At 50.4% G+C, this 845-nt stretch carries 1 tRNA gene and 1 rRNA gene; both read right to left on the bottom strand.

Going from position 1 to position 845, the window contains the following annotated elements:
* Nucleotides 1–465, bottom strand: a 23S ribosomal RNA gene (locus E3U32_RS14790); the annotation flags it as partial.
* A gap of 191 nt (nucleotides 466–656) precedes the next feature.
* Nucleotides 657–732, bottom strand: a tRNA-Glu gene (locus tag E3U32_RS14785).
* Nucleotides 733–845: the final 113 nt, after the last annotated feature.

The following is an 845-nucleotide window of genomic DNA, read 5'->3' as shown; positions in this document are numbered from 1 at the left end:
TCACGGTACTGGTTCACTATCGGTCAGTCAGGAGTATTTAGCCTTGGAGGATGGTCCCCCCATATTCAGACAGGATACCACGTGTCCCGCCCTACTCTTCGAGTTCACAACCTGTGTGCTTTCGTGTACGGGACTGTCACCCTGTACCGTGCGACTTTCCAGACGCTTCCACTAACACACAAGCTGATTCAGACTCTGGGCTGCTCCCCGTTCGCTCGCCGCTACTGGGGGAATCTCGGTTGATTTCTTTTCCTCGGGGTACTTAGATGTTTCAGTTCCCCCGGTTCGCCTCGTTAACCTATGTATTCAGTTAACGATAGTGTGACGGATCACACTGGGTTTCCCCATTCGGACATCGCCGGGTCAAAGGTTCATATCACCTCGCCGGCGCTTTTCGCAGATTAGCACGTCCTTCATCGCCTCTGACTGCCAGGGCATCCACCGTGTACGCTTAGTCGCTTAACCTCACAACCCGAAGATGTTTCTTTCGATTCATCATCAAATTGCGAAAATTTGAGAGACTCGAACACACATAACATGTGTGTCGTTCAATTTTCAGCTTGATCCAGATTTTTAAAGAGCAAATATCTCAAACGTCACCCGAAGATGAGTTTTGAGATATTAAGGCAGGTGACTTTCACTCACGAACCAGCAAGTGGCGTCCCCTAGGGGATTCGAACCCCTGTTACCGCCGTGAAAGGGCGGTGTCCTGGGCCTCTAGACGAAGGGGACACTGAAGTCTCAATCGCAAGACGCCTTGCTATTTACTTTTCATCAGACAATCTGTGTGAGCACTGCAAAGGCAGGTTCTTTAAGGTAAGGAGGTGATCCAACCGCAGGTTCCC

Origin of the sequence: Lelliottia nimipressuralis (assembly GCF_004402045.1) — a bacterium.
GTDB classification, from domain to species: Bacteria; Pseudomonadota; Gammaproteobacteria; order Enterobacterales; family Enterobacteriaceae; genus Enterobacter; species Enterobacter chinensis.
Note: the sequence above shows the minus strand (reverse complement) of the source record. Positions and strands in the feature narration are given on the sequence as shown.